11 protein-coding genes are annotated in these 14361 nt (G+C 59.6%); all 11 read right to left on the minus strand.

Going from position 1 to position 14361, the window contains the following annotated elements; genetic code table 11:
* Positions 1-52: 52 nt before the first annotated feature.
* The 11 genes from LGH74_RS08440 to LGH74_RS08490 all read right to left on the minus strand — a co-directional run bounded on the left by LGH74_RS08440 (position 53) and on the right by LGH74_RS08490 (position 14201).
* Positions 53-1402, minus strand: coding sequence for an NAD(P)H-dependent oxidoreductase (locus LGH74_RS08440; protein ID WP_226174535.1), 1350 nt, complete (start codon positions 1400-1402; stop codon positions 53-55).
* 82 nt (positions 1403-1484) lie between these two features.
* The gene (gene rfbC, locus LGH74_RS08445) at positions 1485-2054 is read right to left on the minus strand and encodes a dTDP-4-dehydrorhamnose 3,5-epimerase (RefSeq protein ID WP_226174537.1); all 570 of its coding nucleotides are present in this window, start codon (positions 2052-2054) and stop codon (positions 1485-1487) included.
* 52 nt (positions 2055-2106) lie between these two features.
* Complete coding sequence (locus LGH74_RS08450) at positions 2107-3213, minus strand: NAD-dependent epimerase/dehydratase family protein (protein WP_226174539.1); 1107 nt, start codon at positions 3211-3213, stop codon at positions 2107-2109.
* Between the two features lie 89 nt (positions 3214-3302).
* Positions 3303-4193, minus strand: a complete 891-nt coding sequence (gene rfbF, locus LGH74_RS08455) for a glucose-1-phosphate cytidylyltransferase (RefSeq protein ID WP_284439289.1) — start codon at positions 4191-4193, stop codon at positions 3303-3305.
* A gap of 228 nt (positions 4194-4421) precedes the next feature.
* Positions 4422-5201 carry a WecB/TagA/CpsF family glycosyltransferase gene (locus LGH74_RS08460; protein ID WP_226174542.1) on the minus strand — a complete coding sequence of 260 codons (780 nt, stop codon included), beginning with the start codon at positions 5199-5201 and terminating at the stop codon, positions 4422-4424.
* Between the two features lie 173 nt (positions 5202-5374).
* The gene (locus LGH74_RS08465) at positions 5375-6772 is read right to left on the minus strand and encodes an undecaprenyl-phosphate glucose phosphotransferase (protein WP_226174545.1); all 1398 of its coding nucleotides are present in this window, start codon (positions 6770-6772) and stop codon (positions 5375-5377) included.
* Between the two features lie 318 nt (positions 6773-7090).
* Complete coding sequence (gene preA / locus LGH74_RS08470) at positions 7091-8500, minus strand: NAD-dependent dihydropyrimidine dehydrogenase subunit PreA (RefSeq protein ID WP_226174547.1); 1410 nt, start codon at positions 8498-8500, stop codon at positions 7091-7093.
* A 62-nt stretch (positions 8501-8562) separates the two neighbouring features.
* Positions 8563-9894 (minus strand): FAD-dependent oxidoreductase, encoded by a 1332-nt coding sequence (locus tag LGH74_RS08475; RefSeq protein ID WP_226174549.1) that lies wholly within the window; start codon positions 9892-9894, stop codon positions 8563-8565.
* Between the two features lie 156 nt (positions 9895-10050).
* Entirely contained in the window at positions 10051-10917 is an 867-nt protein-coding gene (locus LGH74_RS08480) for a nitrilase-related carbon-nitrogen hydrolase (RefSeq protein WP_226174551.1), read from the minus strand.
* A gap of 214 nt (positions 10918-11131) precedes the next feature.
* Complete coding sequence (hydA, locus tag LGH74_RS08485; protein WP_226174553.1) at positions 11132-12508, minus strand: dihydropyrimidinase; 1377 nt, start codon at positions 12506-12508, stop codon at positions 11132-11134.
* Between the two features lie 337 nt (positions 12509-12845).
* Positions 12846-14201, minus strand: a complete 1356-nt coding sequence (locus LGH74_RS08490; RefSeq protein ID WP_226174555.1) for an aminotransferase class III-fold pyridoxal phosphate-dependent enzyme — start codon at positions 14199-14201, stop codon at positions 12846-12848.
* Between the last annotated feature and the right edge of the window lie 160 nt (positions 14202-14361).

Raw genomic sequence — 14361 nt, forward strand, 5'->3', positions numbered from 1 at the left:
CAAAATGAAGAGCGGCCCCGCTGTTGTAATACGTTCAAAAACTTCCCTGGCCTTATTCCCCAGCTACGGCGGCGTCGGCCGTAGCCGCTACTTTGGCTGGCGCCGCTGGGCCAAAGTAGGCGGCCTGCTCCTGGCGCAGCTGGTCAATGAGGCGACCTTTGGGCAGCAGCACGTCGTCGTAGGTCAGCACCTGGTCTTTGGGCACGTTGTGGCGCAGAATGCAGCCCTCGGCCACGCCGATAGGCAGCAGCCGCTCCTGGTCGGCCACGGCGGCATTTTCGGCCAGCCCGTAGGTGTGGTAGTGCCCGATGCCGTCCAGCGTCTGGCCAGCAAACAGCGGAACCTTGGCGGCCGTTACCACTTCTACCAGCATGCGGCCGGCCGGGGCCAGGGCGGCGTCGCCGAAGAGCACGGCGCGGGCCACGGTACTCGGCGTTTCGAAGTGGCAGAGGTGGTAGGGCGTATAGAAGCAGTAGAGCGGCCCGGGGCCCAATTTATACAGCTTGAGGTAGTGCTGCTGCACCGGGTCGTCGATGGTGCCCAGCACAAATACGCCGGGCCCCGGCTCGGCCCCCACTACGTAGTCTACGATGCCAGGGCCGCCGTCGAGCAGCAGCTCCTGTGGATACCACTCGGCGGCCTTGCTAATGGGCGTGCCAGGCGCTACAGTGGGGCCCAGCATGCCGCGCTGCGCCACATTCATGCCGAGGGCATTGGCAATAACGGCTTGCTCGAAGCTGATTTTGCTGCCGTCGGCAAAGCTGGTCACCATGCTCGGATTCTGGCCCCATTGCCGGGCAAAGCCTTCCTGCGTAGTCGGGTTGCGGTAGGGGTCGTGCAGGCCCTTGATGTTGCCGCACAGCACGGGCTTCACCCCGATGCCCTTCACGAAGCGGGCCAGGTTGAGCGTGACGCCCGGCTGGTCGCCGTCGGCCACGGTGTAGATGACGCCGACCCGGTCGGCATACACCTTCAGAATCGGGCCCACGGTGCCATCCAGCTCGGCATTGAGCAGCACGATGTGCTTGCCGTGCCGGATGGCCTCCAGCACCACGTGCGCGCCGTGCTCCACGGCCCCGGTCACCTCAATAATAGCATCAATTCCCTCAGCCCGGCTCAGCAGCAGCGCGTCGTCGGTAATGGCGGGCAGGCCCTGGGCAATGCAGGCTTCGAGCTGCGCCACCGAGCCCACTTCGCGCGGGGCCAGCGTGCCGGCTTCCTCGTAACACTGCCGGGCTTTGTCGATGGTGCGGTTGGCAATGGCGACCAGCTCCATGCCGGCCACGTAGCGGCAAATCTGCCGGGCCACGCCCTTGGCCATGAAGCCGGCCCCTACCATGCCCACGCGGATAGGCTGGCCCAGGCGCTGCCGCTCGGCCAGCGCTTTGTCTACTAGTATCATATGTGTGTGTCGGGTAAGGTTGGGGAAATAAAGCCCGAACAGGCAGCGGCCGGGCAGCGGCGCACCACTGCCCGGCCGGCGGCTAGTCCATCATCTTGGCTTCGACTTGGATTTCGGGTACTAAAAGATGAAAATCAGGATGATTCCGGTCCTTTTCGGAAATCAGGCTGGGCTCGAAAGGCCACTGAATGTTGATAGCCGGGTCGTTCCAGCGCAGGCCCCGCTCGGCGCCCGGCGCGTATTTGGCCGATACCTGGTAGCACACGTCGGTGTTGTCGGTGAGCGTGAGGAAGCCGTGGGCAAAGCGGCCGGGCACAAACAGCATCCGGAAGCTGGCCGCTGTTAGCTCTACGCCCAGCCACTGCCCGTACGTGGGCGACTCTTCCCGCAGGTCCACGATGACGTCGTAGATGGCGCCCTGGGTGCAGCGCACGAGCTTGGTTTCCTCGTGGGGCGGCAGCTGGAAGTGCATGCCGCGCAGCGTCCCTTTTTTTGGGTTAGAGGATACGTTGGCCTGCAGCGGCGGCATCAGAATGCCGTGGGCCGCAAACTCGTCGGCGCACCAGGAGCGGGCAAAGAAGCCGCGCTCATCGGCCATGCGGTCCACATCAATAATAAAGGCGCCCGGTAGTTCAGTCTCCGTGAAGATCATAAGAAAAGAGGTGTAGCGGTGGCAGAAATGGAAAGAATAGGTCGGTCAGCAGTTAGGATAAGGCCAGCTCAACGGGTTCGGCTGTTTTTTCAGTTGCTTTACCGGGCTTGTCGGTGGCCCATACCAGGCTTTCGTCAAGCTGGCCGGTTTCGCGCAGATTGGTGAGCACCCGCAGGCGCATCAGCTGCGACGAGCGGAACTCCGGGTCGCGGAAGCCCATTCCAATCAGGCCGTCGCGCAGCTCCTCGATGGTATCCACGAGGGTGCGCTGGGGCTGATGATTGGGCGCCAATTCGCGGAACAGGCTGAAATCGACGCGGTACGAGCGTTTGTCGGGCGGGGCGGCGGGGTTCAGCTGCACCTCCGTGCCCGGAATGATGTCGGCAATGGCGGCGGCCAAGTCACGCACCTGGTAGTTCCACTGCTCCGAGCCGGCATTGATGGCCAGAAACACGCCGCCGCAGTCGGCCGGGCGGCCAATGGCCCACTCAATGGCGCGGGCCATATCCTGCACATGGATCAGGGGCCGCCAGGGCGAGCCGTCGCTCAGGATGCTGATGCGGCCCGTAGCCACGGCTCCCGCCACAAAGTCATTCACCACCAAGTCCAGCCGCAGCCGGTCGCTCCAGCCGCAGGCGGTGGCAAAGCGCAGGCAGGTGATACGGAAGCTCTCATCGGCCAGCGGGGCCAGTTCCTGCTCGCTCAGCACCTTGGAGCGGGCGTAGGCCGTCAGCGGGTTCAGCTCCGACTGCTCGGTTTTGGCTCCTTCGCCCCCGGCGCCGTACATGCTGCAGCTGCTGGCAAACACGAATGACTTCACCCCAGCGGCCTTCGCCCGGCGGGCCAGCCAGATGCCGGCGCGGTAGTTTATTTCCAGGGTCACGTCCTCGTAGGTCTGCCCCATCGGGTCGTTGGAAATGGCGGCCAGGTGCACCACGGCGTCTACTTCCTGGAGGAGCGAGTCGGGTAGGTGGCGCACGTCGCCGAATAGCTGCCGGTCGAGGCGCGACTCGGGCAGGCGCTGGGCCCCGGTGAGGCAGTGCGCGAAATAGCCCATGTCGTAGCCGATCAGCTCGGCCTTGGGAAACTGGCGCCGCAGGTGGCGCACCACGCCGGGCCCGACGTAGCCCATGTTGCCCGTAATCAGAATGCGTTGCATAAAGCGAGAGGTTGAGTTGAGAAAGTGAAGGCAATAGGATTCCAGCCGCGCCGGGGCGGAAGGCATTCAATCCTCTTGCGGATTGGGTGTTAGGCGTTGGGGCGCACCGTAGCGGCGGCTACGCGCTGGCCGGCCGGGGCCGTCACGGCCGAAGTCATGATGTCGGTCAGCACGGGGTCGGGGGCGGGCGACGCTACGGTGTTGCCCCACACTTTCCACTGGGCTTTGCCAGCGCTCCACATTTCCTCCAGCATGTTCCGGTCGCGCAGGGTATCCATGGGCTGCCAGAAACCGGTGTGGCGGTAGGCGGCCAGGGCTCCATCGGCGGCCAGACGCTCCAGCGGGCCTTTTTCCCACACCGTGTCGTCGTTGTCGATATAGTCGAACACGGCAGGTTCCAGCACGAAGAAGCCCCCGTTAATCCAGGGCGTTTCGCCGCCTTCGGGCTTTTCCATAAAGTTGGAAATGCGGCTCGACTCGTCGCCGAGCGAGAATACCCCGAAACGGCCCGGCTGGCGCACGGCCGTGAGCGTGGCCAGCGCGCCTTCCTGGCGGTGGTGCTCAATGGCGGCCTGAATGTCAACGTTGCCTACCCCGTCGCCGTAGGTCAGGCAGAAGGTTTCGTTGTCGAGATGCTCGCGCACCCGGCGCAAACGGCCGCCGGTCATCGTTTCCTGGCCGGTATCAACCAGCGTCACCGTCCAGGGCTCGGCATTGCTGCGGTGAATCTGCATTTCGTTGCGGTCCATTCGAAAGGTCACATCGGAATTATGCAGGAAATAATCAGAGAAATACTGCTTAATCATATGCCCTTTGTAGCCGCAACATACCACGAAGTCGCGGATGCCGTGGTGGGCATATATCTTCATAATGTGCCACAGAATGGGCTTGCCGCCGATTTCCACCATGGGCTTAGGCCGCACGCCGCTTTCTTCGCTGATCCGGGTGCCGTAGCCGCCCGCAAGTATTACTGCTTTCATATGTGTGGGGATACTGGTTGGAAATAGAAAGGAGAAGAGAAGACGAGCTCTTAGGTAACGCCTGGGTTACTCGCTATTCCTTAGATGATGAAATATAGAACATATTGGTATATTATCAATAATATTTATTAATTATTTTTTATATTAATCAATTGTAAATAATTATTGTCCATAATAATACATCCTATGCTATTGGCATAGATGTATTCTACCGATATATAAGTTGGATCATTCGCTCCCGACCGGCACCTGGGGCCGCCCAACCATGTAGGCCAGTGCACGCCGCCCAATCAGGTATACAAACTGCGTGTTGGTGTGCAGGTAGCGCTTCCAGAGCCGCTTGGGTTCTAGATACAGGCGGTAGGCCCACTCCAGCCATAGGCGGCGCGCCCAGGTGGGCAGGCGGCGCTCCAGGCCCGCATATACCGGGAAAGCCTGGCCTACGCCCAGCATGCAGCTCCGAATCTGGCCACGGTGGGCGGCCATCCAGCGCTCCTGCCGGGGGCAGCCCAGGGCCACAAACAGCAAATCGGGGTCGGCGGCGTTGATGGCGGCTACTTCGGCAGCATCTTCTTCGGGCGTCAGGGGCCGGAAAGGCGGCGAGTGGGTGCCGGCAATTTTCAGGTCAGGCAGCTCGCGCCGGGCCCGGGCCACCATGGCTGCCAGCACCGTTTCGGTGGTACCGTAGAAATACACCGACTGTCCGCGCCGGGCGGCTTCCGTGAGCAGGGCCGGTAGCAAGTCCATACCGGCTACGCGCTGCTGAGGCTGCCCATGGAACAGACCCACGGCGGCGGCTACCGGGCTACCATCGGGCGTTACAATGGAGGCCTCATCCAGAATGCGGCGAAAATCGGCGTGGTGGTGGGCTTCCACCAGCATGTGCACATTGGCACAGCACACGTAGGCCGAGCACCGGGCGGCTCCCAGCGTCAGAATGGCCGTCACGAACTCCGCCGGGGTACCGGTTGAAATCCACGAATCCAGAACGAGGCGTTTGGGCAGCATAGCGGCAGGCAGTTGAGGCAGTGGGCAAAACCGGGTTTGGGAAGAAGTGGAGGCAGCTCTACTGGTCGTTCTGGTTAGGTTCAAGCAGACAAAACCACCTCCTCCCCTTCCCTTTTTCCGGGGCTACATATCAAGCGTAAGGCATAATTCGGGCAGGCCCGCAGGATAAAGAATCAGTAGGCGTTTTTCTCGCCGCGTATCATATTCCAGACCGTTTGGCCAATAATCTTCATATCAAGCCCAAACGACCAATTTTCCATGTATTTCAGGTCGTACTCCACCCGCTTGCGCATGGCCTGGGGGGCCCGGGTTTCGCCCCGGTAGCCGTTCACCTGGGCGTAGCCCGTGATGCCGGGCGTCACGGCGTGGCGCATCTGGTAGGTGCGGATGTGCTTGGAATACTCCTCCAATTGCGACACCATATTGGGCCGGGGCCCCACTACCGACATATGCCCGAGCAACACGTTGAAGAACTGCGGCAGCTCATCCAGGTTGTACTTGCGCAGGTAGCGGCCCACGCGCGTCACCCGAGGGTCGGCGAAGGTGGCCTGCAGCTCAGTTTGGCGGTGGTCGGCCGTCATGGTACGCAGCTTGTAGCACGGAAACAGGTGGTTGCGCTTGCCGGGCCGCATCTGCTTAAAGAACACGGGGCCCGGCGAATCGAGCTTGATGAGCAGAGCCAGCACCGGCATAATGAAGGGAAAGGCCAGCAGAATAACCGAGAGCGAGAAGACAATATCAAACACCCGCTTCAGCACCTGATTGGTGCGAATGCCCAGGGGCTGGTGCCGGATGGTAAGAATGGGCATATGGTCGTAGAAGTACACGTTCACTTCGCGGCGCACGGTACCGCTGAAGTCGGGCACAATACGGAACGAGAGGAAATGGTCGTCGGCAAACTGCGAGAGGTCCTCAATCAGCTCGTGCCGGTCGAGGGGCAGCGTGAAGTAGATTTCGTCGACGGTGGTGCGCAGGCAGTAGTTTTTGAGCTCGGCCAGTGGGCCGCGCACGTAGGGCCGCAGACCGTCGGCCACAGGCTCATCGGCGAAAAAGCCCTGAAATTGGTTGCCAATCGGGTCGTGCGACTCCAGGAAGCGGTAGAGCTCCTGCCCACTGTCGCCGGCGCCCACAATCACGAAGCGGGAGTGCGGGCGGGCAATGTGGCGATGGTAGGCCCGGTAGCAGAACGTTATCAGGAACCGGGCCCCCACCACGCCCGTTACGGCGAAGCTGTAGACCCCGAAGATGTAGCGCAACGACAGCCAGTGCAGCTCCAGGGCCAGAATCACGGCTAGCATGATACTGGCGTGCAGCAGGAAGGTGCGCATCAGATAGAGCAGCTTCTCGGGATAGGTAATTAGCCTATCGACCCGGTAGATGTTGGCGAACTGCCCCGATAGCAGCCACCAGAGCAGGCCGAATATGACGAAGCAAAAGGGGTAGAAGCCCGTGAACTGCCAGGTTCCCCAGATCATTTTGCCCGCCAGCCGGAAGGCAGCATAAATCAAGAGAACGTCAACCACCGGCAGCACGAGGCGCGACGCGTCGGAATAGTGTCTGTACCGTTCCATATACTACTGTTTGTGAGGACCCAGTAAATTATTAGCTCTACAGTAGGTGGAGTATGTAGAAGTGTATCGTTAGCAAAGAAAGCGTATTTTGTGATTTAAGCAATAATAAATATAACTTTTATTTTAACCTATTCGCTTGACCCTCATTTACTAGTACTTACGCAATAAAAAATTTACTTAAATCACTACTGCAGTTGCGTAGGCAACGTTTCGTGCTGGTAGCGGCAGGCAAAGAAAATGGGCCGCCTGCAGTCTGAAAATCAGACAACAGACGGCCCATTACGCCATTTGCCGGCGTACAGCTCCTAGCAAGTGGTACTAATCGGCTCTGGTTGGCGAAGCCTCTTCCAGCGCTGCGGCATCGGCGGCAGCATACTGCCGGGCTTTGCCGGGCAGGGTTTTGTGCTTTTCCTTGCCCAACGCGGCGGCTGGCTCGGGCACCCAGTGGTGGCGGCCCCCGGCGCGCTCATCGTTGAACTCGGTGGGAATGGTACCGGCTTCCGTCCGCTCTTTCCAGGTGAGGTGCTCGGTGCCGTCGTCGCGGCGCTCCATCGTGATGCAGTCCTCTACGGGGCACACTAAGGAGCACAGGTTGCAGCCCACGCAGTTTTCCTCGATAATGACGGGCGTGCGGCTGCCTTCCTGCAGCCGGATGGCTTGGTGGGCACCGTCTTCGCAGGCCGTGTAGCACAGCTGGCAGCCAATGCACTTTTCCTCGTTGATGTCGGCCGTTACCTTGTACTTTAGGTTCAGGTCTTCCCAGTGCTTCACGTTCGGCAGGGCCTTGCCCACCATGTCGTATATCGTGTGGAAGCCCTTTTCAGTCATGTACTGCTCCAGGCCGCTGGTCATTTCCCGAATGATGCCGAAGCCGAAGTGCATGGCCGCCGTGCACACCTGCACGCTGCTGGCGCCCAGCAGAATGTGCTCCACCGCGTCGCGCCAGTTCTCAATGCCGCCAATGCCCGAAATGGGGAGCTGCACGTCGGGGTGCTGGGCGCAGTTTTTCACCATGTTCAGGGCAATGGGCTTCACGGCCGGACCGCAGTAGCCGCCATTCGAACCCTTGCCATCCACAATCGGATAGGGCGCAAACAAGTCTAGGTCCACGCCCACGATGCTTTGAATCGTGTTGATGAGAGAAATAGCATCGGCCCCGCCGCGGCGGGCGGCCATGGCCGGCTCGGTGATGTCCGAGATGTTGGGCGTAAGCTTGACGATGACCGGAATCTTGGCCACTTCCATCACCCACTCTACAATGGTCTGGAGCACTTCCGGCTCCTGCCCTACTGCCGAGCCCATGCCCCGCTCGCACATGCCGTGGGGGCAGCCGAAGTTGAGCTCGATGCCGTCGGAGCCGGCGTTTTGCACGTCGCGCACGATGTCGTGCCACTCCTGCCGGCTCTGCACCATCAGGGAGGCAATGACGGCGTGGTTGGGGAAGCGCTTTTTCACTTCCTCAATTTCGCGCAGGTTGTCGCTCAGGGGCCGATCCGAAATCAGCTCAATGTTGTTGAAGCCGACCATGCGCTTGTCCCGGTAGTTGACGCCACCGTAGCGGCTCGACACGTTCACGACGGGCACGCCCAGGGTTTTCCACACCGCGCCGCCCCAACCCGCGTCGAAGGCTTTCATCACCTGATAGCCCGAGTTGGTGGGCGGCGCCGAAGCCAGCCAGAACGGATTAGGCGACTTAATACCGGCAAAATTTATGGATAGATCTGGCATTGGTTAGTTGTTGGTTGTTCATTGTTGGTTGTTAGTGGGCTGACTTTTAGAAAAGCCAACAACTACAAGCCAGCATTTAAAAAGGCGTGAATACCGCGGGCCGTGGCTTTGGCTTCGGCCGAGGCGTTTACTACTTCGGCCCCACCGTTGCGGGCATCACCGGAAGTAAAATACTTGGGATTAGTGGTTTGCCCGGTGCGCTCATCGGCCACGATGCGTCCTTTGTTGTCGAGCTGCAAGCCCGGAATCAAGCTCAGCAGCTGGGTTTGCTTGGCCTGGCCAGTGGCTTTTATCACCATGTCGCAGGCCTCCACAAACTCACTGCCGGGCACGGCCTGCACCTGTCCGTTCACGGTGGCCGTCCGGATAAACTTCACGCCTTCCACCTTGCCGTTGCCCACAATTTCGACCGGGGCCACGTTGAACAGCCCCTTCACGCCCACGCCCTTAGCCAGGTCGTACTCAAAGTCGTACGCGCCCATTTCCTCCTTGCCGCGCCGGTAGGCCAGAATCACGTCCTCAGCACCCATGCGCGCCGACTCCGAGGCGGCGTCCATGGCCGTGTTGCCGCCGCCCAGCACGATTACCTTGCGGCCCACGGCCGTGCGGTGGTGCTGCATGCGCAGCTGCTCGATAAATTCTACCGCGCCCACGCAGTTGGCGCGCTCTTCGCCGGGCAGCAGCAGCGCATTGGTCTGGCCCAGTCCCACGCCCAGGAAAATAGCATCGTATGATTCTTCCAGCGCCTCCAGTTCCCGCCGCGAGGCAATGGGCTGGTTGTACTGCACCCGAAAGCCGAACTGCCCTTCCAGGTACGCCATTTCGGCCAGCACTTCCTCGTTGGTGATTTTGTAGGGAGCCACACCGTACACCGTCAGGCCCGAAGGCTGGGATTTGGCCTCAAATACATCAACCTCGTAGCCCAGACTGCGCAGTTCACAGGCGGCCGAAATACCGGCCGGACCCGCGCCGATTACGGCTACTTTGCGGCCATTGGGGGTGCCGGGGCCCATCAGCGGCTTGTTTTGCTCAATGGCCTCACGGGTGGCGAAGCTCTGGAGTCGCCCGATTTCGATGGGCTTCACATCCTGCAGGTTATAAACGCAGGCCCCTTCGCAGAGCACTTCGGTGGGGCACACTTTGCCGCAGGCGTTGCCGAAATAGTTGGCCTCGTAAATGGTGCGGGCGGCACCGGTGGTATTGCCCGTGTTTATCTGCCGGATAAACTGCGGAATGTCGATGCCGGAGGGGCAGGCCTTGATGCAGGGCGCATCAAAGCAGAACAGGCACCGGGAGCTTTCAAACAGCGCCTCGGAACTGTTCATCCGGGGCTTGATCTGGGCAAAGTTGGCGTGGAATTCCGGCTCGGAAGTAGGGGTTTGGTACTCGGCCATGTTACAAAAAGGGAGAGGGTAACGGTGGGGCTATAAGCAAAAGGGAAAAGGTCAGGAGGCAGGCAGTTGGAGGCTACCTACCAGGCACTATAAGTGCAAGCAACGATTGGCATTTCACCGCCAATCGTTGCTAATCAAACACTTAGTAAGATACGATTATAATTCGACCAGCTTGTCGTAGGTCTCGGGGCGCCGGTCGCGGAAGAACTGCCAGGTGTTGCGCACTTCCTCAATCATGTCGAGGTCGAACTCGGCCACCAACAGCTCGTCGTTGTCTTCCGAGGCCTGGGCCAGAATCTGGCCGCGCGGGTCCACGAAGTACGACGTGCCGTAGAATTTGCCCAGATTCCAGGGCTTCTCGGTACCCACTCGGTTGATGCAGCCCATGAAGTAGCCATTGGCGGCGGCGTGAGCCGGCTGCTCCAGCTTCCAGAGGTACTGCGACAGGCCGGCTACGGTAGCCGATGGGTTGTACACGATTTCCGCGCCGTTCAAACCCAGGACTCGGGCCCCATCGGGGAAGTGCCGGTCGTAGCAGATATACACGCCTACTTTGGCGTACTTGGTCTGAAACACGGGGTAGCCCATGTTGCCGGGCTTGAAGAAAAACTTCTCCCAGAAGCCGGAAGTGTGCGGAATGTGGTTTTTGCGGTACTTGCCCAGGTAGGTGCCGTCGGCGTCGATAACGGCGGCCGTGTTGTAGAGGAAGCCGGCCGACTCCCGCTCGTACACGGGCACAATCATCACCATGTTGTACTTCTTGGCGTACTCGGCCATGCGGTCCGTCGTAGGGCCGGGCACCGATTCGGCGGAGGCATACCAGGCTTTGTCTTGGCCGGGACAGAAATACGGCGTGTTGAAGATTTCCTGCAAGCACAGAATCTGCACGCCCTGGCGGCCGGCTTCCTCGATGAGCGGAATGTGTTTCTGGATCATGGCCTCCATGATTTCGGCAATGGTGCCTTCGCCTTCCGTCATCGGCAGGCTCATCTGGATCAGACCGGATTTGATAATTCTTGGCATTGGAAAAGAAAGAGAAAAGGGTTTGGGAGTGTGTGTTGTCGTGTTGGCTAGAGCTAAAAAATCCCCCCTTTTTTCAAGGAGGGGTGCCCGAAGAGCGGGGTGGTTTGCTAGGCCTAGAAAATTAGAGCTAGAAAGTCGCTCAACGAAACGACGATTGAACCACCTCTAACCCCTCCTTGAAAAAAGGAGGGGAACTAGCTTCTAATTTCTAGCTCTAAAAAGCCGTTTTGCCGCGCTTGATAAATTGGCCGTAGCCCCGGCCAACTTTCGTTTCGCCGGCCTGCACGGCCACCTGGCCCCGCAGAATTACGGTGTCGATTTTGCCGGTCAGTTCCCAGCCTTCGTAGGCCGAGTAGTCGCAGTTCATGTGGTGGGTATCGGCCGAAATGGTATGCTTTTTCTCCGGGTCGAAGAGCACCAGGTCGGCGTCGGCGCCGATACTGATGGTGCCTTTGCGCGGAAACATGCCGAAGATCTTGGCCGCGTTGGTGCTGGTTACTTCCACGAACTTCTGCAGGCTGATTTTGCCGGTCGTCACGCCTTCCGAAAACAGCAGCTCCATGCGGTGCTCAATGGCCGGGTGGCCGTTGGGAATCTTTGAAAAGTCGTCCTTACCCATCAGCTTCTGCTCCCACATAAAGGGGCAGTGGTCGGTGCCCACTACTTGCACCAACCCCTGGTTGATACCGGCCCAGAGCGTGGCCTGGTCTTTCTTCTCGCGCAGCGGCGGCGACATTACCACTTTCGCCCCGTTCACCTCGTCTTCGTACAGCGAGGCGTCAAGCACCAGGTATTGAATGCAGGTTTCGACGAATACGCGCTGGTTACGCTCCGTGGCCCGGCGTACCTGGTTCAGGGCACCTTCGCAGGTGAGGTGCACGATGTAAGCATTGACGCCGGTATAGTTGGCAATATCGGCGAAGCGGCCCGAGGCTTCGGCCTCCGTCACTTCGGGCTGCGACAAGTAGTGGTAGAGCGGCGTGAGCTTGCCCTGAGCGCGGTGCTGAGCAATTAGCGTGTCAATCATGTCGCCATTGGTGGCGTGGGCCGTCACCAGGCCGCCGTGCTTTTTTACTTCCTGCATCAGGCCCACCATCTGCGCGTCGTCAATCATGAGCGCACCCTTGTAGGCCATAAAAGTTTTAAACGAGGTAATGCCCTCAGCAATCATGTCCTTGATTTCCTCCTTGGTATCGGGGTTGAAATCAGTAACGGCCATATGAAAGCTGTAGTCGCCGACGGCCGTGCCGGTGGCGCGGCCCTGCCACTCGGTCAATGCCTCCCGCAGCGAGTGGCCCTGCTTCTGCAGCACAAAATCGATGACCGTGGTGGTACCGCCGTGCAGGGCGGCGCGGGTGCCGGTTTCGTGGGTATCGGAGCTGAAGGTGCCCATAAACGGCATCTCCAGATGCACGTGCGGATCGATGCCGCCAGGCACGATAATCTTGCCCGTGGCATCAATGGTTTGGTCGGCTTGCACCGGCAGATTTCGGCCGATAGCCACTATCGTCTCCCCTTCCACCAGCACGTCGCACACGGAGTCGGAATCGGCCGTCACCACACGGCCATTTTTAAGTAGCAAAGACGCCATTCAGATGGTAAAAGTGAAAGAAGTTCAGTTTGAAAAAGTAGGCTTTTCGGCCGCGAAAAGCAAGCCGGGCAATGGGGTTATTTTTTCACGGGGAAAACAGTGTCCCAAAGCCGGTTGAGCCGGCGGGCATTCGTCCCGAAATGGTAGTTGTGAACCGGATTCTGGCGGCTATTTTCCAATCAGCCCGTAGCGCGGTTCCGTCCTGTTTCTACCACTGCACCCAGTAGTGCCAACGTGTAGTTCACATACCAAAATGATACGACTGAATACTGGTCGTTCCGGCACACGAACTACAACGTTGGCGCTACTTGCTGGTGCTACTTGCCAAGAGCAGGCTTTACTGCGTCACGTACTCGTCGGCAACGCTGATGGCCTGGGAAATAATGTCCAGTCCTTCGTCGAGTTCGTCTTTGGTAATGCTCAGCGGCGGGGCAATGAAAATGTAGTTCCAGCGCACGAAGGTGTACATGCCCAGCTCCTTGATTTTGGCTGCCACCTTGTTCATAATTTCCATCTGGGCGGGAGCAGCATTCCAGGGGGCCATAGGTTCTTTGGTAGCGCGGTTTTTCACCAGCTCCACGCAGCCAAACAAACCTGTGTTGCGCCAGTCGCCAATGCTCGGGTGCTGGGCCATCATGTCGCACATGCGCGCATCGAGGTGCTTGCCCAAAGTCACGGTATTTTCGAGCAGATTATCCTGCTCATAAATATCGAGCACGGCCACGGCGGCGGCGCACGATACGGGGTGAGCCGAGTACGTGAGACCTAGTGGTAGGGGCTTGTCGTCGAATGACTTGGCAATGGCTTCGTCCACCATCACCGCGCCCAGCGGCAGATAGCCGGCCGTAATGCCCTTGGCCATACACATCAGGTCTACTTTCACGCCGTGGTGGTCGGAGCCGAACCACTTGCCGGTGCGGCCAAAGCCGCTCATCACCTCATCGGCCACGAGCAGGATGCCGTACTTGTCGCAGATGGCGCGCACCCGCTGCCAGTAGGTGGGCGGGTATTTGATGCAGCCCGAGGTGCCCGACTCGCCTTCCATAATAATGGCGGCGACGCTACCCGAGTTTTCGTACTGAATGATGCGCTCCATGGCCGCGGCGGCGCGCTCGGCGCATTCTTCGGGCGTGGAGCTGTACCAGGGGCAGCGGTAGAAGTACGGATTCTCGACGTGGACTACGCCGGGCATGCCCTGGCTGTCGACGGCAAACTTGCGCGGGTCGCCGCCGGCGCTGATGGCCCCGTAGCTGGCGCCGTGAAACGACTGGTACAGCGTCACGATCTTATGGCGGCCGGTGTAAACGCGGGCCAGCTTGATGGCGTTTTCGATGGCCTCGGCTCCGCCCAGCGTGAAGAAGGCTTTGGTGAGGTTGGCCGGCGTAATTTCCGCCAGCTTCTTACCCAGGTCGCCGCGGGCCTTGGTAATCATACCCGGGTACACGTAGCTCAGCTCCCGCATCTGGGCGGCTACGGCGTCGGTCACGCGCTGGTCGCCGTGCCCGATGTTGACGTTCATGAGCTGCGACGAAAAGTCGATGTAGCGCTTGCCGTCCCGGTCGTAGAGGTACACGCCCTCGGCGCGCTCGGCGTTTATCGGGTTCAGCCCGCTCTGTTTCGACCAGGAAAACAGCGTGTGCTCCAGGTTATCGTGAAGAATCTGGTCTTTATCGGTGTCGGTGTAGGTTTCCATTGGGAGGAAGAAGGGGCAAAAGTTATTCTAGAAAACTAGTTTCCCTCCTTTTTTCAAGGAGGGGTGCCCGAAGGGCGGGGTGGTTAGCTAGAGCTAGAAAGTTTTGAGTGAGTTGATCAAACAATATCTAGCTCTAAGTCTAGATTTCGTTCAATGCCTG

Origin of the sequence: Hymenobacter lucidus (assembly GCF_020447265.1) — a bacterium.
Classification (GTDB): Bacteria; Bacteroidota; Bacteroidia; order Cytophagales; family Hymenobacteraceae; genus Hymenobacter; species Hymenobacter lucidus.